Raw genomic sequence first — 23,873 nt, forward strand, 5'->3', positions numbered from 1 at the left:
GGGGACGTACGGGACGGTCCGGGCGGAAGAGCCCGGTACGGAGGGTCAGCGGGCGGTGAGCGCCGCCTCGCCCGCCGTGCGCATCGCGGCCAGCGGCGCCGGGGAGCGGCCCGTCATCCGCTCCACCTGGAGCACGGCCTGGTGGACCAGGAGGTCGAGGCCGCCGACCACGGCGCCGCCGCGGTCGGACCAGGCCGTGGCCAGCGCCGTCGGCCAGGGCTCGTAGAGCACGTCGAAGAGCGTGCCGGGCCGGTCGGGGACCGCGGCGGCGAGCGCGTCGGTGGTCCCCGCCGGGGTGGTGGCGATGGTCAGCGGCGCCTCGAAGGCCGCGGCGGCGTCCTCCCAGGCGGCGGTGCGGACCGTGACGCCGAGCCGCTCGCCCCAGCCGCGCATCTCGTCGGCGCGCGCCGCGCTGCGGACATACGCGGTGACCTCGCCGGTGCAGATCCGGGAGAGCGCGGCGAGCGCGGAGGAGGCGGTGGCCCCGGCCCCCAGGACCGACGCCCGCTCGACCTGCTCCACCCCGCGCTCACGCAGCGCGGCGAGCATGCCGGGGATGTCGGTGTTGTCGCCCACGCTCCGGCCGCCCTCGGTGAAGACCACCGTATTGACGGCCTCAACGGACGCCGCGACCTCACTGACCTCGTCGAGCAGCGGAATCACCGCGCGCTTGAGCGGCATGGTCAGCGACAGGCCCGCCCACTCGGGGCCGAGCTTCTCCAGAAAACCGGGCAATGCCGCCTCGTCGACCTCGTAGCGGTCGTACGCCCAGTCCGCCAGCCCCAGTTCCGCATACGCGGCACGGTGCAGCACCGGGGAAAGGGAATGGGCGATCGGGGAGCCGAGTACCGCAGCCCGACGGGTGGTGCTCATTACTTGGCTTTCTCTTGTTCCTTGAGGTAAATACGGCGGTTGCGTTCGTGCTCTTCGTTCGTCTCCGCGAACAGCGTCTTTTCCGGATTGATCGAGACGAAGTAGTACCAGTTGCCCTTGGTCGGGTGGATCGCCGACTTCAGCGCCTCTTCACCGGGGTTGCCGATCGGCCCCGGCGGCAGTCCCTTGAACTTGTAGGTGTTGTAGGGGTCGTTGAAGTTCCGCAGATTGTCGACGGAGCCGGTGTCGAGGGTGCTCTTGGACCGGGCGTAGTTCACCGTCGAGTCGAAATCGAGCAGACCGTAGGTCTCGGTGTTGTTCGGCTTGAGACGGTTGTAGACGACCCGTGCGACCCGGTCGAAGTCATGCTTGTACTTACCCTCGGCCTGCGTGAGGCTGGCGACGGTGAGCAGCTGCATCGGCGAATCGAGGTGCAGCTTCTGCGCATTCCGCTCCAGGTCGTACTTCGCATAGACCTGATTCGCCCGCGCCACCATCTGCTTCAGGACCGCCGCCGGCTTCGTGTTCTCCCCCACGCTGTACGTCGACGGATAGAGGAACCCCTCCAGCGGGTCCTTTATCTTCGCGGAGTCGTTGGCCCACGAGGGCAGGCCGAGGCTCTTGGACTCGGTCTTGGCGATGCCCTTGGTCGTGCCGGTCTTAAGGTGGAGCTTTTTGTCGATGAGTTTGTAGACGTCGCCGGAGCGCAGCCCTTCACGGATCGTGAGGCCGTTGCGGCTCTTGGGGTCCACCATCAGCTCGACGGCCGAGGCCGCGGACATGTGCTTGCGCAGGGAATAGGTCCCCGGCTGAAGGATTTTGTCCTTCTTGCTGTCAACGGCCGCCTCGGAGAACGCGTCGGCGCTCTTGACCACGCCTGCCTTCTTGAGGGCCAGACCCATCTGAAGGATCGTGGAATTCTCCGGGACGTCGACCTGGACCTCGCCGGTTCCTTCGCCCTCGTAGTCGGGGGCCGAACCGAAGTGGCTCATGATGAAGTCATAGCCGAAATAGCCGACGACGCCGACGGCTCCGGCGAAGAACAGCGTGACGACCAGGCAGGTCCGGCCGCTGTGCCGTTTGTTCTTCTTGTTCTTCTTGCCGCGGCGGTCGCGGCCGCCACGGCCCTCCTCGCGCGGGTCGTGGTCGTCGCGGTCGTCGTCATCGCCGTGGTCCGCGAAGAACGCGTGCTCCGGCTCCGGCTCGCGCGGCTCCGGCTCGGCCCGCCAGTCGTCGCCGGCCCCGGTGCCCTCGTCGTAGTAGGGCTCCCGCTGCTGGGGATGCGGCGACTGCTGGTACTGCTGTTGCTGCTGCATCCCCTGCTGGGGCTGCTGGGCCTGCATCCCCTGCTGCTGCGGGTGCTGGGGCTGCGGCGGATAGGCCTCGGGAGCGGCGTAGTAGTCGGGGTTCGCCCCGCCGTACGGGTCGGCCGGTGGCTGCTGCCCGTAGGGGTCGTACGCATCGTAGGGGTCGTAGGGGACCTGCCCGCCCTGCGTCCCGTCCCAGCCGCCGTTGTAGTGCTGCTGGGCATACGGGTCGGCCTGCTGCTGGGGGTACCGGTGGGCCTGCTGCCCGTCCCACTGAGGCTGCTGGTCCTGGCCTCTGGAGGAACCGTCTCCGTAGAGCGGGTCCTCGGGATGCCACGGTTCGGAGCCGTAGCCCCGGCCATACTCGGTCATCGATCCCCTAGAGCCGAGAGGCGGTGCACTCCGGCCCGGCAGTGCGCTTGCTGTAACCCGGTCCGCCTCTACTTGCACGCGCGGCTGTTCGAACGCCGCACATCGCGCGGAACGTTACCGTACCGCGATCAGATGACCACTTCGACGCTCTCGCCCGGAGGTTCCCCGGAGACACGTTCGGTCTCCAGCGCGCTCTGCAGGATCACCACCGCGGCGGCCTGGTCGACCACCGAGCGGCCCTTCTTGCTCCGGACCCCGGAGGCCCGCAGCCCCTGGGTGGCGGTGACCGTCGACATCCGCTCGTCGACCAGCCGGACCCCTACGGGGGCGATGTTCCGGGCCATCTCCTGGGCGAAGGCCCGGACCTTGGCCGCGGCCGGCCCCTCTCCCCCATTGAGGGAGCGGGGCAGGCCGACCACGACTTCGAGGGGCTCGTACTCCTCGACGATCGCCTTGAGCCGACGGTGTGCTGACGGGACGTCACGTCCCGGCACGGTCTCGACGGGGGTGGCGAGGACCCCGTCGGGGTCGCACGAGGCGACCCCGATACGGGCGTCCCCGACATCCACGGCGATGCGCCGGCCGCGTCGCATCTCACTCACGCGCGTCAGGCCGCCTCGGCGACGAGGCGCTCGACGGCCTCGATGGCCTCGGGCACCGCGGCGGGGTTCTGACCGCCGCCCTGGGCGACGTCCGGCTTGCCGCCGCCACCGCCGCCGAGCGTCTTGGCGGCCGTACGGACCAGGTCACCGGCCTTGATGCCGCGCTCGCGGGCGGCCTCGTTGGTGGCGATGACCGTCACCGGGCGACCGTTGGCGACCGAGAACAGGGCCACCACGGCGGCATGGTCGCCCTGGATCCGGCCGCGCACGTCGAGGACGAGCTTGCGCAGGTCGTCGGCGGAGGTGCCGTCCGGGACCTGCCCGGCGGCCAGCGCCACACCGCGCACGTCCTTGGCGCCCTCGGCCAGCCCGGCGGCGGCCTGGAGCACCTTCTCGGCGCGGAACTTCTCGATCTCCTTCTCGGCGTCCTTCAGCTTGGCCAGGACACCGGAGATCTTCTCGGGCAGCTCCTCGGGGCGGCCCTTGACCAGTTCGGTGAGCTGGGAGACGACGGTGTGCTCCCGGGCCAGGAACTTGTAGGCGTCCACGCCGACCAGCGCCTCGACCCGGCGCACACCGGAGCCGATGGACGACTCGCCGAGCAGCTTCACCAGGCCCAGCTGAGCGGTGTTGTGGACGTGGGTACCGCCGCACAGCTCCTTGGAGAAGTCGCCGATGGTGACGACCCGGACACGGTCGCCGTACTTCTCACCGAATTCGGCGATGGCGCCCTGCTTCTTGGCGTCCTCCATGCTCATGACCTCGGCGTGCACATCGAGCTCACGGGCGAGGACGTCGTTGATCTTCTGCTCGACGTCGGTCAGCACCGTGCCGGGCACAGCGGCCGGCGAGCCGAAGTCGAAGCGGAAGCGGCCCGGGGAGTTCTCCGAACCGGCCTGGGCGGCCGTCGGGCCGAGGGCGTCGCGCAGCGCCTGGTGGGTGAGGTGGGTGGCGCTGTGGGCGCGGGCGATGGCGCGGCGGCGGGTGATGTCGATGGTGGCGTACGCGGCCGAGCCGAGCACCACCTCGCCGACCTGGACGACGCCCTTGTGGACCGTCACGCCGGGCACCGGCTGCTGGACGTCACGGACCTCGACGACGGCGCCGGAGTCCAGCTTGATCCGGCCGGTGTCGGCGAGCTGGCCGCCGCCCTCGGCGTAGAAGGGGGTGCGGTCCAGGACGACCTCGACCTCGTCGCCCTCGTGGGCGGCGGGCGCCGGGGCGCCGTTGACCAGGAGGCCGACGACGGCGGACTCGCCCTCGGTGGCGCTGTAGCCGGTGAACTCCGTGCTGCCGGACTTGTCGGCGACCTCACGGTAGGCGGACAGGTCGGCGTGGCCGCTCTTCTTGGCCTGGGCGTCGGCCTTGGCGCGGTCCCGCTGTTCCTTCATCAGGCGGCGGAAGCCGTCCTCGTCCACCGAGAGGCCCTGTTCGGCGGCCATTTCGAGGGTGAGGTCGATCGGGAAGCCCCAGGTGTCGTGGAGCAGGAACGCCTTCTCGCCGGGCAGGACCGAGGAGCCGGCGGACTTGGTGTCCGTGACGGCGGTGTCGAGGATGTTGGTGCCGGCCTTCAGCGTCTTGACGAAGGCGGCCTCCTCGGCGAGGGCGACCGTCTCGATGCGGCGGCGGTCCTCCAGCAGCTCCGGGTACTGCTGGCCCATGGTCTTGATGACCACGTCCAGCAGCTCGCCGACGACCAGCCCGCTCGCGCCGAGCAGCCGCATGTTGCGGATGGCGCGGCGCATGATGCGGCGCAGGACGTAGCCACGGCCCTCGTTGCCGGGGGTGACGCCGTCGCCGATGAGCATCGTGGACGTACGGATGTGGTCGGCGACGACGCGGAGCGAGACATCGGTGGCGTCGGAGTCGCCGTAGCGCACCCCGGAGAGCTCGGTGGCCTTGTCGATGACGACGCGCAGGGTGTCCGTCTCGTACATGTTCGGGACGTCCTGGAGGATCATCGCCAGGCGTTCGAGACCGAGGCCGGTGTCGATGTTCTTGCTGGGCAGCTCGCCGAGGATCTCGAAGTCCTCCTTGCTCGTGCCCGCACCCCGCTCGTACTGCATGAAGACCAGGTTCCAGATCTCCACATACCGCTCGTCGTTGACGGCCGGGCCGCCCTCGACGCCGAACTCCGGGCCCCGGTCGTAGTTGATCTCGGAGCACGGGCCGCAGGGGCCCGGGACGCCCATGGACCAGTAGTTCTCCTTCTTGCCCAGGCGCTGGATGCGCTCCTTGGGCACCCCGATGACCTCGTGCCAGAGGCGCTCGGCCTCGTCGTCCTCGAGGTAGACGGTGATCCAGAGGCGCTCGGGGTCGAGGCCGTAGCCGCCGTCGGCCTGCGAGCCGGTCAGCAGCTCCCAGGCGTACTTGACGGCGCCTTCCTTGAAGTAGTCGCCGAAGGAGAAGTTGCCGCACATCTGGAAGAACGTGCCGTGCCGGGTGGTCTTGCCGACCTCTTCGATGTCCGGCGTACGGACGCACTTCTGCACGCTGGTGGCGCGCGGGGCGGGCGGCTTGACCTCACCGAGGAAGTACGGCTTGAAGGGGACCATGCCCGCGTTGACGAGCAGCAGCGTCGGGTCGTCCGCGATGAGCGACGCCGACGGCACGACGGTGTGCCCGCGCTCCTCGAAGAAGCGCAGCCAGCGGCGGCGGATTTCAGCCGACTCCATCAGTGGTCCTCTTTTCCAGTCGGTCCGGTCAGACCGGTAGGTCCGGTTGTTCTCGTGGTTCGGTACTGCGGTTCGAGCACCGCACGGCGCGGTGCCGGCAGCTCGCGCACCCCGTCCGGCTCGCCGAGCCCCAGGGCGTCGTGCAGCTGTTCTTCACGGTCCGCCATTCCGGTGCGTACGTCCAATGCAAATTGGCGCAGCCGGTGTCCGGTCTCGACGGCCTTGTCCGCGGCCTGTGCGGCGAGGCTGTCGGGCTGGAGCTTGCGCAGCTTGCGGTGGACCTTGTTGGTGGCCCACACGCCGGCGGCGGCGCCGGTGGTGAACCAGAATGCGCGGCGGAACATCGCTGTGATCAGTCCTTGGAGCGACGGTTGCGGCGCCCGCCGCGGCGGGCGCCGGGCAGGGTACGGCCGAGGACGACGGTGCGCTCCGGCTCCGGTTCGCCCTTCTTGCCGATCGCGCGGCGCACGCCGTAGCCGAACGCCGCCACCTTGACCAGCGGGCCGCCGAAGGCGGAGGACACGGTCGAGGAGAGCGCGGAGGCGTTGGCGGTGACCTCTTGGACGTCGGCGGCGATGGCATCGACGCGGGCCAGCTGGGTGTGCGCGGAGCGGACCGTCGCGGAGGCGTCGGCGAGGAGGGGCACGGCCTTCTCGGACACCTCGGCCACCATCTTGGTGGTCGCCTTGAGCGTCTGTGCGAGCCTCACCAGCACGAGGGCGAGGAACGACACAAGGATCGCCCAGAAGACGGCCACGAGGATCCCGGCCACCTCTCCACCGGACACGTTGGCACCACTCTCCGACTGGTTCGGTCTGCTTCTCGTCCTGCTCGAACGGCAACCTTGACCTTATCGCGCCGTGACTGTCCGTCCGTACCCCGTTCCCGGTCACCACGGGCGACCGCCGGGGGGATCCCGCGGCGTGATTGTACGGTCCGCATCCTGCCGAGTACGCTCCGTGTGCCATGCGACGCCTCACGCGCCCCGGTCCCCTCTCCCGCCCGTCCCCCGAGCGTCCGCGGGCTCCGGGCAGGCCGGGGAACCTTCCCGCGGAACTCAACCGCTTCATCGGCCGCGACGACGAACTGGCCGCGCTGGCACGGCAGCTGGAATCGGCCCGGCTGGTGACGCTCACCGGCCTCGGCGGCATCGGGAAGTCACGCCTTGCCCGCCATGGCGCAGCGATCTTGCAGGATCGCTTCTGCGATGGGGTGTGGCTGGTCGAACTCGCGTCCCTGCGCGAACCGCACCTCCTGGACCACGCCGTCGCCGAGGCACTGGCGCCGGCCGACCACGGCGGCCGCCCGGTGCGCACCGCGCTCTGCGACCACCTCGCCGACCGTGAACTGCTGCTCGTCCTGGACGGCTACGAGCACCTGGTCGACGCCTGTGCCGAGCTGACCGCGGAGCTGCTGCGCCGCGCCCCCGGGCTGCGGGTGCTGGCCGCCGGGCGGCGCCCGCTCGGGCTCACCGGCGAGCAGAACATGGCGCTGGCACCGCTGAACACCACCGATGCGACCGCCCTGTTCGCCGACCGCGCGGCGGCGGTGCTCGGCGCCTTCACCGTCGACGAGGCCAACGAGGCCGCCGTCACCGAGCTCTGTGCGCGGCTCGACGGGATTCCGCTCGCGCTGGAGCTGGCCGCCGGGCGGCTGCGCGCGCTCTCCGTCAACCAGGTGCTCCAGCGGCTCGACGACCGCTTCCGGCTGCTGACCGGCACCGGCCGCGGTGCCCTGCCGCGCCACCAGACGCTGCGTACCGCGATCGGCTGGAGCCATGAGCTGTGTACGCCCGGGGAGCGGCTGCTGTGGGCGCGGCTGTCGGTCTTCGCCGGGCAGTTCGACCTGGAGGCGGTGGAATACGTCTGCTCAGGACCGGACCTGCCGGCCGACGAACTCCTCGATGTCATCGCGGAGTTGGTCGCCCAGTCGGTGCTGGTGCGGGAGGAGACCGCGGCCGGGGTGCGCTACCGGATGCTGGACACCGTACGGGCCTACGGCGCGGACTGGCTGGCGGCGACGCACGACGGCGACCGGCTGCGGCGCCGGCACCGCGACTGGTATCTGGGGCTGGCCACCTGGTGCGAACTGGACTGGTTCAGCTCCCGGCAGGCCGAGATCGCGGCCCGGATCGAGGCCGAGCTGCCCAATCTGCGGGTGGCGCTGGAGCAGAGCCTGGAGTGCCCCGCCGATACCCATCTGGGCCAGTATCTGGCGGGCACCCTGTGGTTCTACTGGGTGGGCTGCGGCCGGCTCTCCGAGGGCCGCCACTGGCTGGACCGGGCCCTGGAGCTGGAGAGCGAGCACGACGACACACGGCTGAAGGCCCTGTGGGTGGCCGGCTATGTCGCGGTGCTCCAGGGGGACACCATCGGCGCGCTCGGGGCACTACAGGAGTGCCGGGACGAGGCCGAGCGGACCGGCAACGCCACCGCGGCCGCGTACGCGCTGCACCGCACCGGCTGTCTCGCCCTGGTCTGCGACGACATGCCGCGCGCCGAGGAGCTGCTGCGCAGGGCGCTGCGGCGCTACCGGGAGATCGGCGAGCTCAACGGCACCGTGCTGCTGGCGCAGGTCGAGCTGGCGATGGCGGTGGCCTTCCGGGGCGACCCGGCGGACGCGGTGCGGCTGTGCGAGGACGTCGTGGAGGTGTGTGCGGACCACGGGGAGCGCTGGACGCGGGCGTACGCCCGGTTCGTGCTGGGGTACGCGGCCTGGTCGCGGGGCGACGGCGAGCGGGCCCGGACCCTGCTGGAGCAGTCGCTGGCCGTCCATCACGCCTTCCACGACCTGCTGGGCGTGGTGCTGGCGCTCGAACTGCTGGCGATGATCACGCTCGGCGAGGGGGATGCGGAGGAGGCGGCGGTGCTCCAGGGCGCCGCGAAACGGATCTGGCCTTCGGTGGGGCTGCCGCTGTTCGGCTCGCGCCATTTCCGCCGACCGCACGTGCTGTGCGAGGAACAGGCACGGCAGCGGCTGGGGGCCGAGCGCTACGAGCGTGCCCTGCGCAGGGGCGAGCGCCTCGGCCTGGACGCGGCGGTGGCCCGGGGGCTGCGGACCGAGGGTCCGGCGCCCGCCCGGCCCCGGACGGTGCGGATCGCGCCGCCGGGTACGAGCAAGCCCGCCGTCTCCCCCTCCGCGAGCGGCGGGGAGACGGCGGGCTGAGCGTGGTGCTGCGCCTGCGGTGGTGCTTAGCGGGCGTAGTACTCGACGACGAGCTGCTCGTCGCAGATCACCGGGATCTCCTTGCGGTTCGGGTCCCGGTCGAGACGGAACGCCAGAGCCGGCAGGTTGACCTCGAGGTAGCGCGGGGTCTCACCGTCGGTGTCGTAGCCACCCTCGCGGGCGACCTGGAAGGGGTGCTTCTCGCGGCTGCGCTCGCGGACCATCACGACGTCGCCGGGGCGGACGCGGAAGGACGGCTTGTCGACCTTGCGGTCGTTCACCGAGATGTGGCCGTGGACGACCATCTGGCGAGCCTGGTAGATGGTGCGGGCGATGCCCGAACGCAGGACGAGCGCGTCCAGACGGCGCTCAAGCTCGATGATCAGCGCTTCGCCGGTCTTGCCTTCGACCTTCCGAGCGCGGTCGTAGGCACGCGCCATCTGGCGCTCGCTGATGTCGTACTGCGCACGCAGGCGCTGCTTCTCGAGCAGACGGACCTTGTAGTCACTGCTCTGCTTGCGGCCACGGCCGTGCTCGCCGGGCGGGTAGGGACGGGCCTCGAAGTACTTGACGGCCTTGGGCGTCAGCGCGATGCCGAGCGCGCGGGACTTCTTGACCTTGGGACGCGACTGGTTCACGTGGAACGGACCTCCGTGTAAGTTAGGTGAGGCTTACCTTAGCGCGAGGAGAACGCATGTTTCGACCTGGGATCCCCCTGCCCAGTGCACACCGCACCGAGGCGGGTCAGCCGCGTCCCGTGGAAGACGCCCAGCAGCCCACTGCCGCCGAGCGCATACGAACCCTCGTCGAATCCAATGGTATGGCGTCGCTGAGCATCCCCGGCATCGAGGACCCCGACGAGACCGGCCTCTCGGCACCGGTCTGCCGGACCGTGACACCCGACGGAGACGTGCTGTTGCTGGTTTCCGGGGACTCTGCGGCGGCTCGGGCGGCGGCACACGCGCAGGACGACGACCTCACAGCCGTGATGGAGATCACGGATGTCGCGCCCGTTTCGGTGCCCCATCGCATCCGCGGACGGGCCTGGGTGGCCGGCTGGCTCACCCCCGTCCGCAATGAGCAGCGGGCCGAGGCGGCGCTGCTGCTCGCGGAGCGGCACCCGGTGGGCGAGCTGCTCGGCATCGGCGAGGCGCTCCAGCCGGACCCCGCCCCGGGCCTGTACGGGCGGGCCGCCTGGATGATGCTGCGCCTGGAGGTCGGCGAGGGCGCGGTGGACGATCTGTGGGGCGCCGAGTCCGTCGAACCGGACGACTTCGCCGACGCGGCCGCCGACCCCCTCGTCGCCCACGAGGCGGAGCTGCTCCAGCATCTGCACTCCGCGCACAGCGAGCAGGTACGCGGGCTGTGCGCCCTGCTCGGCGACCGCAAGGACGTCTGCGGGATGCGCGGCCGGGCCGTGCCGGTGGGCCTGGACCGCTTCGGTCTGCGGGTCCGCTTCACCGACGCCGAGCAGCACACCTTCGACGCCCGGTTCGACTTCCCCGAGCCCGTTCGGGACGTGGTGGACCTGCGGCGGGCGATGCATCTGCTCTTCGAGGCCGCGGCCGGGTAATCCGGGGGCGCCGCCCCGCGGAGGCCTACTCGGCGGCGCTCTCACCGGAGTCGGCGCGCAGGCGCGTCCGCACCCGCTCGACGACATCGGCGTACCGCGCCTCCGCGCCATGGCGGGTGGGCTCGTAATAGCGCTTGCCGTGCACCTCGTCCGGCGCATACTGCTGGGCCGCGATACCGCCCGGCAGGTCGTGCGGATATTGGTAGCCCTGGCCGTGGCCGAGCTTCTGAGCGCCCTTGTAGTGGCTGTCGCGCAGATGCGGCGGCACCGCTCCCGCCTGACCGGCCCGGACGTCCGCCAGGGCGGCGTCGATGGCCATGTACGCGGCGTTCGACTTGGGCGCCAGGGCGAGCGCGATGGTGGCCTGGCTCAGCGTGATCCGCGCCTCCGGGAAGCCGATCATCGCCACGGCCTGGGCGGCGGCGACCGCGGTCGGCAGGGCCGTGGGGTCGGCCAGGCCGATGTCCTCGCTCGCCGAGATCATCAGCCGGCGGGCGATGAACCGCGGGTCCTCCCCCGCCTCGATCATGCGCGCCAGGTAGTGCAGCGCGGCATCGACGTCCGAGCCCCGGATGGACTTGATCAGCGCGCTGGCGACGTCGTAGTGCTGGTCCCCGTCCCGGTCGTACTTCACCGCCGCCCGGTCGACGGACTCCTCCAGCGTCTGGAGGGTGATCTCCTTCTCGCCCTTGGCCAGGGCGGAACCGGCACCGGCCTCCAGGGCCGTCAGCGCGCGCCGGGCATCGCCGCCGGCGATCCGCAGCAGATGCCCCTCGGTGTCCTCGGGCAGGGTCACCGCGCCCGCCAGCCCGCGCGCATCGGTCAGCGCCCGCCGCAGCAGCCCGCGCAGATCGTCGTCCGTGAGGGGTTCGAGGGTCAGCAGCAGGGAGCGGGACAGCAGCGGCGAGATCACCGAGAAATACGGATTCTCGGTCGTCGCGGCGATCAGGGTGACCCAGCGGTTCTCCACGGCCGGCAGCAGGGAATCCTGCTGGGCCTTGCTGAAGCGGTGGATCTCGTCGAGGAAGAGGACGGTCTCCTTGCCGTAGCCGCCCGAGGCCCGCCGTGCGCCGTCGATGACCGCGCGGACCTCCTTGACTCCCGCGGTGATCGCCGAGAGCTCCACGAAGCGCTTGTTCGTCGCCTGGCTGACGACGTACGCGAGGGTCGTCTTGCCGATGCCCGGCGGCCCCCACAGGAACACCGAGGACGGCCCGGCGGGGCCCCCGGCGCCCTCGCCGACGAGACGGCGCAGCGGCGAGCCCGGCTTGAGCAGATGCTGCTGGCCCACGACTTCGTCGAGGGTGCGCGGGCGCATCCGGACGGCGAGCGGGGACCCCGCGGGGTCCTTCTCCTGGCGGTCTTCGGCAGCGGCGGTGAACAGGTCGGGCTCCACGATCACGAGCCTAAGCCACCCCACTGACAACGCCCCGGCCGCCGTCATGGACGGAGCCGGGGCGCGGGTGACGCGTCGGGCGGGACCTCAGATCAGGCTGCTCCAGTACGACCACCACTTGGTGAGGATCAGCAGCGCGATCACGCCGTACCAGAGCACCGGCACGACCCAGTGGAACTCCAGCACCGTCCGGCGCAGTCCCGCGGGGGCCGGGATGATGCCGTGCTTGATGTTGTGCACGGTGGTGTACCAGAACATCAGGATCGTGATCATCCAGGTCAGCGTGCACCACAGACACAGCGAGTTGATCACGTACAGCGACTGGGACATCAGCCACATGCAGAAGACCGTGCCGAGCAGCGTGCCGATGTTCAGCCCGATCCAGTACCAGCGGCGGAAGCGGCCGCCGGCCAGCAGGGCCATGCCGATCGCGACCACCACGCCGAAGCAGACCAGACCGGCGAGCGGGTTCGGGAAGCCGAAGGCCTCCGCCTGCTTGCTCTGCATGACGTTGCCGCAGGAGACGATCGGGTTGAGGCTGCAGGCGGGCTTGTAGTGCGGGTCCTTCAGCAGCTCGAACTTGTCCAGGGTGATGACCCAGGCCGCCAGCAGACCCAGCGCGCCGGTGATCACCAGAAGCAGGGCGTATCCGCGACCCGAGCCGAGGGTGCCCGGGCCGCTCGCGCGGTCGTCGTCGGTGGACACGTCGTCAAGCGCTGTCGTCGTCATATCGCCGTTCCGTCGATCCCTGGGAGTGGGGCTGAGCGCGGGCCCGGTCGCGGCCACGCCGTTCATTCTGCCCCAACTCCACCATGCCCCACTGTGCGATGAGCATAAAGAAGAGCCGCCCGCACACAGGGTTCTCTCAGTATTCGCCGCGCCACCGCCCCCTCTGCCGCCCGCACGACGCCTGCCGCCACCGGTGCGGCCGTGCCGGAAACCCTTCGCCGGGATGAAGGCGCCGCCGCCGTTGACACCGGCCGCCCGGCGGCACGGAGGACCCGGCACGCACGAGGGGCCCGGCCGGCAGATCGCCGTCCGGGCCCCTCGGGGTCCGCCGTCCCGCGGCCTCAGCCCAGCGTGCGCCGGACCTCGTCGGCCACGGCATCCAGCGCGACCGCGGTCTGCTCACCGCTCTCCAGGTCCTTGAGCTGGACGATGCCCTCGGCCAGGTCCCGCTCGCCCGCCACCAGTGCCAGCCGCGCGCCGGAGCGGTTGGCGGACTTCATGGCGTTCTTCAGGCCCTTGCCGCCGAACGCGAAGTCGGTGGCGATGCCGGACCGGCGCAGCTCGGTGACCACACCGAACAGCACCCGGCGGGCCTCCTCACCGAGCGGTACCGCGTAGACGGCAGTGGCGGCGGGGATGTCGAGCGTGACGCCCTCCGCCTCCAGTGCCAGCACCGTACGGTCGACGCCCAGCGCCCAGCCGACGGACGGCAGCGCGGGGCCGCCGATCATCTCCGAGAGACCGTCGTAGCGGCCGCCGCCGCCCACCGCTGACTGCGAGCCGAGGCCGTCGTGGACGAACTCGAAGGTGGTGCGGGTGTAGTAGTCCAGGCCGCGGACCAGCTTCTCGTCGTCCTCGAAGGCCACGCCCGCCGCGGTCAGCAGCTCGCGCACCTGCTCGTGGTACGCCTTGCAGGCCTCGCAGAGGTAGTCACGGAGCTTGGGCGCCCCGTCGAGCTGCTTCTGTACGGACTCGCGCTTGTCGTCCAGGACGCGCAGCGGGTTGATGTCGACCCGGCGCCGGGTGTCCTCGTCCAGGTCGAGGCCGCGCAGGAAGTCCTGGAGCGCGGCCCGGTAGACGGGGCGGCACTCCTTGTCGCCCAGGGAGTTGAGCAGGATGCGGAAGTTCCGCAGTCCCAGCGCGCGGTAGGCCTGGTCGGCCAGGATGATCAACTCGGCGTCCAGGGCCGGGTCTTCGGCACCGATGGCCTCGGCGCCGACCTGGGAGAAGTGGCGGTAGCGGCCCTTCTGCGGGCGCTCGTAGCGGTAGTACGAGCCGGAGTACCAGAGCTTGACCGGGAGGTTGCCCGCCTTGTGGAGGTTGGCCTCCAGTGCGGCGCGCAGCACGGACGCGGTGCCCTCGGGGCGCAGCGCGAGCTGGTCGCCGCCCTTGGTCTCGAAGGCGTACATCTCCTTGGTCACGATGTCGGTGGACTCACCGACCCCGCGCGCGAACAGCTCGACGTTCTCGAAACCGGGCGTCTCGACATAGCCGTACCCGGAGTTCTTCAGCGGCGCGGCGATCGCCTCGCGCACCGCGAGATAGGTGGCGGACTGCGGCGGAATCAGGTCGTACGTGCCCTTGGGGGCCTTGAAGGTGCTCACGGAAGGTCTCGTCACATTCCTCGTCGTGGAGCGGCGCTGAAGCCGTCTCCGAGGCCGGCGGCCACCTCCCGCAGGAAGGGGTTGGTGGCGCGCTCGCGGCCGATGGTGGTCTGGGGGCCGTGGCCGGACAGGACGACGGTCGAGTCCTCCAGCGGCAGGCACACACGGGCCAGCGACTGAAGGATCTCGGCGTGGTCGCCGCCCGGCAGGTCGGTGCGTCCGATGGAGCCGGCGAAGAGCAGGTCGCCGGAGAAGAAGACCGGCGGAATGTCGGCCTGCTCGGGCATCCTGAACGTCACCGACCCCTTGGTATGGCCCGGGGCGTGGGCGACGGAGAACTCCATCCCGGCGAGTTCCAGGGCGGCACCGTCGGTCAGCTCCTTGACGTCGTCCGGCTCCCCCACGGTGAGTTCGCCCATGAGCTGCTGACCGATGGAGCGGCCCAGGGCCTTCTCCGGGTCGCTCATCATGAAGCGGTCCTCGGGGTGGATCCAGGCCGGTACGTCGTGCGCGCCGCACACCGGGACCACGGAGGCGACATGGTCGATGTGGCCATGGGTGAGAACGACCGCGACGGGCTTGAGCCGATGCTTTTTGACCGCGTCCTCGACACCTTGGGCCGCCTGGTGGCCCGGGTCGATGATGACGCACTCCTCGCCGGCGGCGGGGGCGACCAAGTAGCAATTGGTGCCCCAGGCCCCGGCGGGGAACCCGGCAATCAGCACGTTCGTCCTTAAAGGTCGGTGGTCGGGGTCGGTCCACGGGACCGCTCCCGGAACATCTCGGCAGCTCCAGAGCCTACCGGCGGGACTCCCGGCAGAGCGAACCCATATACGGTACGGCCACGGCGACGACAGCGATCGGTGATCGGACGAAGGAGACGACCGGTGGTCAGCAGAGATCAGCGGCGGCGGCAGCTCGCCAGGGAGAAGTACGAGCGCCAGCAGCAACGGCGGTCCGCGGCTCAGCGGAAGACCAGACGCCGCAATGTGGTCATCGCGTCCGCCGTGGCCGTCGCCCTGGCCGCGGGCGTCACCGCGTACGCCACCACCGGGCTTGCGGGCGCCGGCCAGGACGCCGACCGGGCGGCTCCCCCGTCCCCCTCCAAGGCGCCGGATCCGTGCGGCAAGCCCGCCAAGGGCATGCCCTCCACCAAGACCTGGAAGAAGGAGCCGGCGATGTCCGTGGACACCTCGGCCTCCTACTCCGCGAAGCTGGCGACGACCTGCGGCACGATCGAGCTGAAGCTGGACGCCGGCAAGGCGCCGCACACCGTCAACTCCTTCGCCTTCCTGGCCGGTCAGGGCTACTTCGACCACAGCAAGTGCCACCGTCTGGTCGACCAGGGCCTCTACGTCCTTCAGTGCGGCGACCCGAAGGGCACGGGCCAGGGCACGCCCGGCTACACCATCCCGGACGAGAACCTCAAGGACCCCCGGCTCAAGGGCGGCGTCTATCCGGCGGGCACGGTCGCGATGGCCAACCGCTACGACGGGCAGAGCGACAAAACCCGCGACTCCGGCGGCAGCCAGTTCTTCCTCGTCTACCAGGACAGCAAGCTGCCTCCCAACTACACACCGTTCGGCACCGTCACCGGCGGTATGGACGTGCTGCGGAAGATCGCCAAGGCCGGTTCGACGCCCGACCCGCAAACCGGCAACACCGCACCGAACGCCACCGTCGTGATCGACCGGGCAACCGTCAGAAAGTCCTGACCTGCCGGGCGACCTGGGGCGGTGCGGCGGCCCCCACCGCGCGAACCGAGGAATTTCGGTCGTGCTGGATGCGGACAGCCGACCGCCGGTCGCCTAGATTGGCGTTGGGTAGGGTGCCTGCTCCGACGGCTGCCACCCTCACCCGCGATTCAGCCCGTCGGACCGGTCAGGGCGCGGCTCTGCCGGACAGAAACTGTGGACGATGCCGGGGGGCCGCACGCCCCCGTCGGCATCATGTGGAGGAGGCGCTGTGAGCAGCGACCCATGGGGCCGCGTCGACGAGACGGGGACCGTGTACGTGCGTACCGCCGATGGCGAGCAGGTCGTCGGATCGTGGCAGGCGGGCACTCCCGAGGAGGCCCTCGCCTACTTCGAGCGCAAGTATGAGGGCCTGGTCGTCGAGATCGGCCTCCTCGAGCGCCGGGTCAAGACCACCGACCTGTCGGCGAAGGACGCCACGACCGCGATCGAGCATCTGCGCACCCAGGTCGACGAACACCACGCGGTGGGCGACCTGGAAGCGCTGAAGAAGCGGCTCGACAAGCTCGTCGAGGCCGTCGAATCGCGCCGCGAGGAGCGCAAGGCACAGAAGGCGCGGCAGAGCCACGAGGCCCGGGAGGCCAAGGAGAAGCTGGTCGCCGAGGCCGAGGAGCTGGCCGCCAGCGAGCAGTGGCGGGCGGCCGGTGAACGGCTGCGCGCGCTGGTCGACACCTGGAAGGGCCTGCCGCGGCTCGACCGCAAGGCGGACGACGAGCTGTGGCACCGCTTCTCGCACGCCCGCTCGGCGTTCTCCAAGCGGCGCAAGGCGCACTTCGCGTCGCTGGACGCGCAGCGCGAGGACTCCCGTAAGGCCAAGGAGAAGCTGGTCGCCGAGGCCGAGGCGCTGTCGAACTCGACGGACTGGGGGGCCACCGCGGCCCGCTACCGCGAGCTGATGGCGGACTGGAAGGCGGCCGGCCGGGCCCAGCGCGAGCACGAGGACGATCTGTGGAACCGTTTCCGCGGCGCCCAGGACGTCTTCTTCCAGGCGCGCGGTGAGGTCTTCGCGGAGCGCGATGCCGAGCAGCGGGAGAATCTGACCCGCAAGGAGGAGCTGGCCGTCGAGGCCGAGAAGCTGCTGCCCGTCTCGGACCTGAAGGGCGCGCGGGCCGCGTTCCGCTCGATCAATGAGCGGTGGGAGGCCATCGGCCATGTGCCGCGGGACGCCCGCCCGAAGATCGAGGGCCGGATGCACGCCGTCGAGCGAGCCATCCAGGAGGCCGAGGAGAACGAGTGGCGCCGGACGAACCCTGAGGCGCGGGCCCGCGCCGCGGGGCTGACCGGTCAGCTCCAGGACGCGGTCGACAAGCTGGAGAAGCAGATCGACACGGCCCGGGCGGCGGGCAACAACGCCAAGGCCGACAAGCTCGGCCGGGAGCTGGAGGGCCGCAAGGCGCTGCTGGACCAGGCGCTGAGGGGCTTGGAAGAGTTCGGCGGCTAGCGCGGAACAGCAGGCGGCCCCGGTACGGATTCCGTACCGGGGCCGCCTGCTGTGTCACGCCGTTACGGCCTGCGGGCCGACGTCACCCGGTAGACGTCGTACACGCCCTCCACGCTCCGTACGGCCTTCAGGACGTGCCCCAGATGCTTGGGGTCGCCCATCTCGAAGGTGAAGCGGGAGGTGGCGACACGGTCGCGGGAGGTCTGGACGGCGGCCGACAGGATGTTGACGTGCTGGTCGGACAGGATCCGGGTGACGTCCGACAGCAGCCGGGAGCGGTCCAGCGCCTCGACCTGGATGGCGACCAGGAAGACCGAGGACTGGGTCGGCGCCCATTCGACGTCGAGTATCCGCTCCGGCTGCCGGGACAGCGAGTCGACGTTGACGCAGTCGGCGCGGTGTACCGAGACACCGTTGCCGCGGGTGACGAAGCCGATGATGGGGTCGCCCGGCACCGGCGTACAGCAGCGGGCCAGCTTGACCCACACGTCGTCGACGCCCTTGACGACCACCCCGGGGTCGGCGCTGGAGCGGCGCTTGGAACGCGGCCGGATCGGGGTCGACTCGGCGATGTCCTCGGTGGCCTCGTCCTGGCCGCCGAGCGCCTGCACCAGCTTCTGGACGACGCCCTGCGCGGCGACATGGCCCTCGCCAATGGCGGCGTAGAGCGAGGAGATGTCCGGGTAGCGCATCTCGTGCGCGAGGGTGACCAGGGAGTCACCGGTCAGGATCCGCTGGATCGGCAGGTTCTGCTTGCGCATGGCGCGCGCGATGGAGTCCTTGCCCTGCTCGATGGCCTCGTCGCGGCGCTCCTTGGAGAACCAGCCGCGGATCTTGTTGCGGGCCCGCGGGGACTTGACGAAGCCGAGCCAGTCGCGGGACGGTCCGGCACCCGGCGCCTTGGAGGTGAAGACCTCCACCAAGTCGCCGTTGTCCAGGGTCGATTCGAGCGGGACGAGCCGCCCGTTGACCCGGGCCCCTATCGTGCGGTGGCCGACCTCGGTGTGCACCGCGTACGCGAAGTCGACGGGGGTGGCACCGGCCGGCAGCGCTATGACATCGCCCTTGGGCGTGAACACGAAGACCTCGTTGCGCGACAGGTCGAAGCGCAGCGACTCCAGGAACTCGCCGGGGTCCTCGGTCTCCTTCTGCCAGTCGAGCAACTGCCGCAGCCAGGCCATGTCGTTGACGGTGTCCTGGCCCTTGCCGGCGTTCTTCGGCACATCCGTACGGATCTTGGAGGCGCCGGCCACCGCTTCCTGCTTGTACTTCCAGTGCGCGGCGATGCCGTACTCGGCGCGGCGGTGCATGTCGAACGTACGGATCTGGAGCTCAACGGGCTTGCCGCTGGGGCCGATCACGGTCGTGTGCAGCGACTGGTACATGTTGAACTTCGGCATCGCGATGTAGTCCTTGAACCGGCCGGGGACCGGGTTCCATCGCGCGTGGATGGTGCCGAGGGCGGCGTAGCAGTCGCGGACGGTGTCGACGAGGACGCGGATGCCCACCAGGTCGTAGATCTCGGCGAAGTCGCGGCCGCGGACGATCATCTTCTGGTAGACGCTGTAGTAGTGCTTGGGCCGCCCCGTGACGGTGGCCTTGATGCGCGCGGAGCGCAGATCGGCCTGGACCTCGTCGGTCACTATGGCCAGGTACTCGTCCCGCTTGGGCGCACGCTCGGCGACCAGCCGCACGATCTCGTCGTACATCTTGGGGTAGAGGATCGCGAAGGCGAGGTCCTCCAGCTCCCACTTGATGGTGTTCATGCCCAGGCGGTGGGCGAGCGGAGCGTAGATCTCCAGCGTCTCGCGGGCCTTCTTCTCCTGCTTCTCCCGCTTGAGGTAGCGCATGGTGCGCATGTTGTGCAGCCGGTCGGCGAGCTTGATGACCAGGACGCGCGGGTCCTTGGCCATGGCGACGACCATCTTGCGCACGGTCTCGGCCTGCGCGGCCTCGCCGAACTTGACCTTGTCCAGCTTGGTGACGCCGTCGACCAGCAGCGCGACCTGGTCGCCGAAGTCGCGGCGCAGGGTGTCCAGGCCGTACTCGGTGTCCTCGACGGTGTCGTGCAGCAGGCCCGCCATCAGCGTGGCCGGGTCCATGCCCAGCTCGGCGAGGATCGTCGTCACCGCGAGCGGGTGGGTGATGTACGGGTCGCCGCTCTTGCGCTTCTGGCCGCGGTGCCAGCGCTCGGCGACCTGGTAGGCCCGCTCGACCTGGCGCAGCGTCGCGGTTTCGATCTTGGGGTCGTTGCCGCGGACGGCCCGCAGCAGCGGCTCCAGGACGGGGTTGTACGGGCTGGAGCGCTGGACGCCCAGCCGGGCCAGCCGGGCCCGTACCCGGTTCGGGGAGCCGGAGCGGCCGGCGGGGGCGGGCGGCAGCGGCTTGGTGGCGGCGGGCTGGTCGGCCTTGGCGGGCGGCTTCGGCGCCCGGGACGGCGCGGAGCCCGGCTGGGACGAGGAGGAGGCGGGCCCCGGCTTGGGCGCCGTACGGGGCCGCTCGGCGGGCGCCGCGGACGCGGAGGTCGGGCCGGCCGGCGGCCGGGGCGTGGCGCTGCCGTCGGGCGCACCCTGCCGCTCGGGCTGGGGCGCGTCCGAGGAAGCCACGTCCGTGGGCTTCGGCTCGTCCGGGCGCGCGGCGTCGGATCCCGTCGGACGCAGTCCGGGGGAGAGCGGCTGGGCCTCGTCTGGCAAGAGCACTCCTCAGGCGGTTCCGGACCCCAAAACCTCGAACGGGTCGGGGTGCCATGGTATCGACCCCGCGGCCGCGACTCCCCCGCGGCCATGGGTCCGTACATGACACAGCAGCGGGGGCACCCGGATTTCTTCCGGATGCCCCCGCTGCGGAGCTGCTGCGTACGGCCGGCTCAGACCGTGATCAGGGCCTCCAGCGGAGCGCCCTTGAGTCCCGGCTCCAGCCGCTGCCGCCCGGCCAGGAAGCCGAGCTCCAGCAGCACGGCCAGGCCCGCGACCTCGGCACCCGCACGGCGGATGAGCTGGAGCGAGGCATCGGCGGTCCCGCCGGTGGCGAGGACGTCGTCGATCACCAGCACCCGGTCGCCCGGGGCCAGCGCATCGCTGTGGATCTCGATCTCGGCCGTGCCGTACTCCAGCTCGTAGGACTGCCCGAGGGTCGTGCCGGGGAGCTTGCCCGCCTTGCGGACGGGGACGAAGCCGACACCGGCCCGGACCGCGACCGGAGCGGCGAGTATGAACCCGCGCGCCTCCAGGCCCACGATCTTGTCCACGCGGTGCTGCCCGCACAGCTCGGCGAACGCCTCGGTCAGCGCGCCGAAGGCGGCCGGATCGGCCAGCAGCGGGGTGATGTCCTTGAACATCACCCCGGGCTGCGGGTAGTCCGGGATGTCCGTGATCCGGCTGATCAGGAGCTCACGAAGTTCCGCCGGGGCGCTCATCGGCGCTTGCCCGAGGGGCGGCCGCGTCCGCGGTTACGCGAGTCGGGCTGGTGGCGCGGTCCGACGACCGCGGCACCGTCCTCGGCATCGGCCGGGGCGGGGTCCTCGGTGTCCTCCTGGCTCGCCTCCTTGGCCGCGGCCGCGGCGCGCTTCGCCTTGACCCGCTTGGCCAGCGCCTTCATCTGCGGCTCGCGGCCCTTCAGATCGGCGACCAGCGGGGTCGCGATGAAGATCGACGAGTAGGCACCGGCGGCGAGACCGACGAACAGGGCCAGCGAGATGTCGTTGAGCATGCCCGCGCCCAGCACACCGCCGCCGACGAACAGCAGACCCGCGACCGGGAGCAGCGCGACGACCGTGGTGTTGATGGACCGCACCAGGGTGCTGTTGATCGAGCGGTTGGCGACCTCGCTGTACGTGAAGCGGTTCTGCTTGGTGAGGTCCTTGGAGGCTTCCTTGAGGCTGTCGAAGACGACGACCGTGTCGTACAGGGAGTAACCGAGGATGGTCAGCAGACCGATGACCGTGCCGGGCGTGACCTCGAAGCCGACCAGGGCGTAGACGCCGACCGTGATCGTGAGGTCGTGGATCAGCGCGATCAGGGCGGCGAGGGCCATCCGCCACTCGAAGGCGATCGCCAGATAGAGCACCACGAGGACCATGAAGATCCCCAGGCCCAGCCAGGCCTTGTTCTTGATCTCCTCGCCCCAACTCGGGCCGACCAACTGGGTGTTGACGTCCTTGACCGGGATGTTCAGGTTCTTGGCGAGCTTTTCCTGGACCGGCAGCGCCTGCTTGGTGTCCAGACCGCTGATCTGGATGCGCAGCGTGCTGCCGCCGAGCTTCTGTACCACGGCCTGGTGACCGCCCACCGCCGACTCGGCCTTGTGCTGGGCCTCCGAGGCGACCATGGACGACTTCGCGGTGAAGACCGCGCCACCGGAGAACTCGATGCCCATGTTCAGGCCGCGCACCGCCAGGCCGACGATGGCCGTGATGGTGATGAGGATCGAGATGCCGTACCAGATCTTCCGCTTGCCGATGAAGTCGTAGCCGACCTCGCCGCGGTAGAGCCGGGCGCCGATGTTTCCGAGCTTGGACATCTCACGCCTCCTTCGTCTGGGTGGGGGCGGCGCCGCGACGACGGCGCAGCGGCGGCTTGGCGCCCAGGCGCTTGGGATCGAGGCCGGACCAGGAGTGACCGTCGGCGAAGAACTTCCGCTGGGCCAGCATCGTCATCAGCGGCTTGGTGAAGTAGAAGACCACGACGACGTCGAGGACGGTGGTCAGGCCGAGCGTGAACGCGAAGCCCTTCACCTTGCCGACGGTGACGATGAACAGCACCGCGGCGGCCAGGAACGACACGAAGTCGGAGACCAGGATCGTACGGCGGGCCCGCGGCCAGCCGCGCTCGACGGCCGGGCGCAGGGTGCGGCCGTCGCGGATCTCGTCCCGGATCCGTTCGAAGTAGACGATGAACGAGTCGGCGGTGATACCGATGGCCACGATGGCGCCGCAGACCGCCGGGAGGTTCAGCGCGAACCCGATGGTCGGGCCGAGCAACGTCATGATCGTGTACGTCAGGATCGCCGAGACGAAGAGACTCGCCAGCGCGACCAGCGCCAGCCCCCGGTAGTAGGCGACGAGGTAGATCACGACCAGTGCGAGGCCGATGGCGCCGGCGATCAGACCGGCGTGCAGCTGCTCGCCACCGAGCGCCGCGGTGACCGTGGTCTCGTCGTCGATCTTGAAGGAGAGCGGCAGGGAACCGTAGGACAGCATGTTGCCGAGGTCCTCGGCGGACTGCTGGTTGAAGCCGCCGGAGATCGTGGCGTTGCCGCCGTTGATCGCGTTGCTGACCGACGGAGCGGAGACCACCGCGCCGTCCAGCACGATCCCGAACTGGTTCTGCGGCGGCGCCTTGGCGGCCAGCTTGCCGGTGACGTCCGCGAACTTCTTGCCGCCGTTCGAGGTGAAGTCCATCTGGACGATCCAGCCCTGGCCCTGCTGGCTGTCGAAGACGGCCTTGGCGTCGCTGACGTCCGTGCCCTCGACGCCTACCGGGCCGAGCGCGTACTTCTGCGTGCCGTCTTCCTTGCACGCCACGATCGGGTCGGACGGCTTGGAGTTCGCGGCCTTCTCACCGGCGGTGGCGCGGCTCTGCTTGCTGGCGCAGTCCAGAGCGTTCAGCTGCTTCTGGAGGGCCGGCGGGATGTCCGCGCCGGGCGTCGGCGGAACCGCGGGGGCGGAGGGCTTGGCCGGGGCGGAGGGGGTGGGCTTGGCGGACGGTGCCTTCTTCAGCGCGTCCGTCACCGCCCGGCCCTGCGTCGTCGGCTTGGCGTCCGGCGACTGCGAGGACGAGGCCTTCTGCTGGGTACCCGGCTGGTCCTTGGCCGGGTCACCCGCGGCCTTGTCGCCCTTGGCCTTGCCGTTCGCGCCGCCCTTGGAGGGGCTGGGCTTGGGCTCGGGGGTCTTGGTGCCCGCCGTGGTGGTGAGCACCGGCCGGAACCCGAGCTTGGCGGTGGTGCCGACCTGCTGGCGGGCCTGCTTCGCGTCCGTCCCCTTGGGGATGTTCACGATGATGTGGTCGGTGCCCTGTGTCTGGACCTCGGCCTCGGACACACCGAGACCGTTGACCCGCCGCTCCATGATGCCGGCGGCGGTGTTCATGTTGGTCTCGTTGATCGCGTTGGGCTTGCCCGGCTGGTTCTGGGCCGCCAGCGTGAAGCTGGTGCCGCCCGCCAGGTCGATGCCCAGCCGCGGCGTCATCGTGCCGGAGTAGAACATCCCTCCGATCAGCCCCGCCATGGCGATGAGGACCAGGAGCAGGGTGCGGCCCGGATGCCCCTGGCTCGCGGGCGCCCTGCGGCCCTTCTTCGGTGCTGCCACCTTCTCGTATCTCCCTGTCCAACCCCTCGGCCCGGGATGCCGGCCGAGGGGCCACGAAGTCTTGTGGGGACCTGCCCC

The 23,873-nt window shown here is 70.5% G+C and carries 19 protein-coding genes; 4 read left to right on the forward strand and 15 right to left on the reverse strand.

Features of this window, described 5'->3' with window-relative positions:
- Nucleotides 1-45: 45 nt before the first annotated feature.
- The 6 genes from CP981_RS07145 to CP981_RS07175 form a co-directional block, all read right to left on the reverse strand.
- Entirely contained in the window at nt 46-873 is an 828-nt protein-coding gene (locus CP981_RS07145) for a shikimate dehydrogenase (protein ID WP_085924535.1), read from the reverse strand.
- Nucleotides 873-2,552, reverse strand: a complete 1,680-nt coding sequence (gene mltG, locus CP981_RS07150) for an endolytic transglycosylase MltG (RefSeq protein ID WP_085924536.1) — start codon at nt 2,550-2,552, stop codon at nt 873-875. The genes CP981_RS07145 and mltG overlap by 1 nt, the downstream gene beginning before the upstream one ends.
- Before the next feature lie 128 nt (nt 2,553-2,680).
- Nucleotides 2,681-3,145: a Holliday junction resolvase RuvX gene (gene ruvX, locus CP981_RS07160; protein ID WP_085924537.1), complete on the reverse strand. Its 465-nt coding sequence runs from the start codon at nt 3,143-3,145 to the stop codon at nt 2,681-2,683.
- A gap of 14 nt (nt 3,146-3,159) precedes the next feature.
- Nucleotides 3,160-5,829 (reverse strand): alanine--tRNA ligase, encoded by a 2,670-nt coding sequence (gene alaS, locus CP981_RS07165; protein ID WP_085924538.1) that lies wholly within the window; start codon nt 5,827-5,829, stop codon nt 3,160-3,162.
- Nucleotides 5,829-6,173 (reverse strand): DUF6167 family protein, encoded by a 345-nt coding sequence (locus CP981_RS07170; RefSeq protein ID WP_085924539.1) that lies wholly within the window; start codon nt 6,171-6,173, stop codon nt 5,829-5,831. The genes alaS and CP981_RS07170 overlap by 1 nt, the downstream gene beginning before the upstream one ends.
- A gap of 8 nt (nt 6,174-6,181) precedes the next feature.
- Nucleotides 6,182-6,616, reverse strand: coding sequence for a DUF948 domain-containing protein (locus CP981_RS07175; RefSeq protein ID WP_229894345.1), 435 nt, complete (start codon nt 6,614-6,616; stop codon nt 6,182-6,184).
- Nucleotides 6,617-6,795: 179 nt separating this feature from the next.
- Between CP981_RS07175 and CP981_RS07180 the strand changes: the two genes are divergently transcribed.
- Entirely contained in the window at nt 6,796-8,994 is a 2,199-nt protein-coding gene (locus tag CP981_RS07180) for an ATP-binding protein (RefSeq protein WP_085924541.1), read from the forward strand.
- Nucleotides 8,995-9,020: 26 nt separating this feature from the next.
- Here the strand turns inward: CP981_RS07180 and rpsD are convergent, their stop codons facing one another.
- Nucleotides 9,021-9,632: a 30S ribosomal protein S4 gene (gene rpsD, locus CP981_RS07185; RefSeq protein WP_030987289.1), complete on the reverse strand. Its 612-nt coding sequence runs from the start codon at nt 9,630-9,632 to the stop codon at nt 9,021-9,023.
- A gap of 182 nt (nt 9,633-9,814) precedes the next feature.
- On the opposite strand from rpsD, the gene CP981_RS07190 reads away from it, so the two are divergent.
- On the forward strand, nt 9,815-10,567 hold the full coding sequence (locus CP981_RS07190) for a DUF2470 domain-containing protein (protein WP_085924542.1): 753 nt from the start codon (nt 9,815-9,817) through the stop codon (nt 10,565-10,567).
- Between the two features lie 25 nt (nt 10,568-10,592).
- Here the strand turns inward: CP981_RS07190 and CP981_RS07195 are convergent, their stop codons facing one another.
- The 4 genes from CP981_RS07195 to CP981_RS07210 all read right to left on the reverse strand — a co-directional run bounded on the left by CP981_RS07195 (nt 10,593) and on the right by CP981_RS07210 (nt 15,021).
- Entirely contained in the window at nt 10,593-11,963 is a 1,371-nt protein-coding gene (locus CP981_RS07195; protein ID WP_085924570.1) for a replication-associated recombination protein A, read from the reverse strand.
- An 87-nt stretch (nt 11,964-12,050) separates the two neighbouring features.
- Entirely contained in the window at nt 12,051-12,692 is a 642-nt protein-coding gene (locus tag CP981_RS07200) for a vitamin K epoxide reductase family protein (protein WP_085924543.1), read from the reverse strand.
- A gap of 341 nt (nt 12,693-13,033) precedes the next feature.
- A complete protein-coding gene (gene hisS / locus CP981_RS07205; protein WP_085924544.1) occupies nt 13,034-14,296 on the reverse strand; it encodes a histidine--tRNA ligase in 1,263 nt (420 codons plus the stop codon).
- Nucleotides 14,297-14,307: 11 nt separating this feature from the next.
- Entirely contained in the window at nt 14,308-15,021 is a 714-nt protein-coding gene (locus CP981_RS07210; protein WP_085924545.1) for an MBL fold metallo-hydrolase, read from the reverse strand.
- Nucleotides 15,022-15,183: 162 nt separating this feature from the next.
- Between CP981_RS07210 and CP981_RS07215 the strand changes: the two genes are divergently transcribed.
- Both CP981_RS07215 and CP981_RS07220 read left to right on the forward strand, forming a co-directional pair.
- Nucleotides 15,184-16,011 carry a peptidylprolyl isomerase gene (locus CP981_RS07215; RefSeq protein WP_085924546.1) on the forward strand — a complete coding sequence of 276 codons (828 nt, stop codon included), beginning with the start codon at nt 15,184-15,186 and terminating at the stop codon, nt 16,009-16,011.
- A gap of 250 nt (nt 16,012-16,261) precedes the next feature.
- Nucleotides 16,262-17,491 (forward strand): DUF349 domain-containing protein, encoded by a 1,230-nt coding sequence (locus CP981_RS07220; RefSeq protein ID WP_085924547.1) that lies wholly within the window; start codon nt 16,262-16,264, stop codon nt 17,489-17,491.
- Between the two features lie 62 nt (nt 17,492-17,553).
- Here CP981_RS07220 and CP981_RS07225 read toward each other — a convergent pair whose 3' ends face one another.
- From CP981_RS07225 to secD, 4 genes are all read right to left on the reverse strand, one after another.
- Nucleotides 17,554-20,184 carry a RelA/SpoT family protein gene (locus CP981_RS07225; protein ID WP_085924548.1) on the reverse strand — a complete coding sequence of 877 codons (2,631 nt, stop codon included), beginning with the start codon at nt 20,182-20,184 and terminating at the stop codon, nt 17,554-17,556.
- 173 nt (nt 20,185-20,357) lie between these two features.
- Nucleotides 20,358-20,906: an adenine phosphoribosyltransferase gene (locus CP981_RS07230; protein WP_085924549.1), complete on the reverse strand. Its 549-nt coding sequence runs from the start codon at nt 20,904-20,906 to the stop codon at nt 20,358-20,360.
- Entirely contained in the window at nt 20,903-22,009 is a 1,107-nt protein-coding gene (gene secF / locus CP981_RS07235; protein ID WP_085924550.1) for a protein translocase subunit SecF, read from the reverse strand. The genes CP981_RS07230 and secF overlap by 4 nt, the downstream gene beginning before the upstream one ends.
- A 1-nt stretch (nt 22,010) precedes the next feature.
- Nucleotides 22,011-23,795 carry a protein translocase subunit SecD gene (secD, locus tag CP981_RS07240; protein ID WP_085924551.1) on the reverse strand — a complete coding sequence of 595 codons (1,785 nt, stop codon included), beginning with the start codon at nt 23,793-23,795 and terminating at the stop codon, nt 22,011-22,013.
- Between the last annotated feature and the right edge of the window lie 78 nt (nt 23,796-23,873).

The organism is Streptomyces platensis, from assembly GCF_008704855.1.
Classification (GTDB): domain Bacteria; phylum Actinomycetota; class Actinomycetes; order Streptomycetales; family Streptomycetaceae; genus Streptomyces; species Streptomyces platensis.